This is a genomic window from Shigella sp. FC1967 (genome assembly GCF_001743005.1).
Lineage (GTDB): Bacteria > Pseudomonadota > Gammaproteobacteria > Enterobacterales > Enterobacteriaceae > Proteus.
Genome location: NZ_MIIZ01001358.1, coordinates 1 through 373 on the forward strand (window position 1 = coordinate 1; position 373 = coordinate 373).

1 pseudogene is annotated in these 373 nt (G+C 48.3%); it reads right to left on the reverse strand.

From position 1 onward, the window contains the following. Positions 1–373 (reverse strand): annotated as a pseudogene (locus tag BHE89_RS21975) (RNA-guided endonuclease InsQ/TnpB family protein); the annotation flags it as partial.

Here is a 373-nt window from a genome sequence, read left to right on the forward strand (position 1 = left end):
CCCGTTCGTGTACACCTGCAAGCTGTATTCGGGCTTTACGGCGATTAGCACTCCCTTTTTGCTTGCGAGATAAGGCTTTTTGTTTTCGACGTAGGTTACGGCTGGCATTGATAAGGTGGCGCGGATTAGCAATCTTATTGCCGTCTGATTTGATGGCGTAATGACTTAGCCCCACATCAAGCCCCGTGATATTTGATATCAATGTTGGCTTTGCCGGTGCTTCTACCCCGTCATCACAGAGTAGTGACGCATAGTATTTTCGGTTGCGCTGCGACTCAGTGTGATACTTTTCAGCGCCCCCGTAATTTCACGATGTAAACGCGCTTCAATCGGTGCGATTTTCGGGATTTTTATCGCGCCATCAATGACTTTG